Source organism: Vibrio sp. 10N.222.49.C9 (genome assembly GCF_041474985.1).
GTDB classification, from domain to species: domain Bacteria; phylum Pseudomonadota; class Gammaproteobacteria; order Enterobacterales; family Vibrionaceae; genus Vibrio; species Vibrio crassostreae_C.
Genome location: NZ_JBFRVD010000431.1, coordinates 1 through 310 on the forward strand (window position 1 = coordinate 1; position 310 = coordinate 310).

1 pseudogene is annotated in these 310 nt (G+C 47.7%); it reads right to left on the reverse strand.

Going from position 1 to position 310, the window contains the following annotated elements:
• Positions 1-269 (reverse strand): annotated as a pseudogene (locus tag AB4585_RS23835) (3-octaprenyl-4-hydroxybenzoate carboxy-lyase); the annotation flags it as partial.
• Between the last annotated feature and the right edge of the window lie 41 nt (positions 270-310).

Consider the following 310-nt stretch of genomic DNA (forward strand, 5'->3'; position numbering starts at 1 on the left):
GCCAGTAACTTGCCTACCTCTCGCAGATCGCTGACTTGTTGACGACCCATACCAAGAGCCACTCGCTTGGAGGTGCCAAATAGATTGGTTAAAACAGGCACATCATAGCCAATAGGATTTTCAAACAGTAATGCAGGACCACCAGCACGCAGGGTTCGGTCGCTGATTTCTGTCATTTCGTAGTCGGGATCAACCGGATGGGAGATGCGCTTTAATTGTCCTTCTTTCTCCAGAAGGGCAAGAAAGTCTCGCAAGTCTTTGCAGCTCATAACAATCCATTTAGCCTAAAAAGATGGGCGCAGTATAGCAA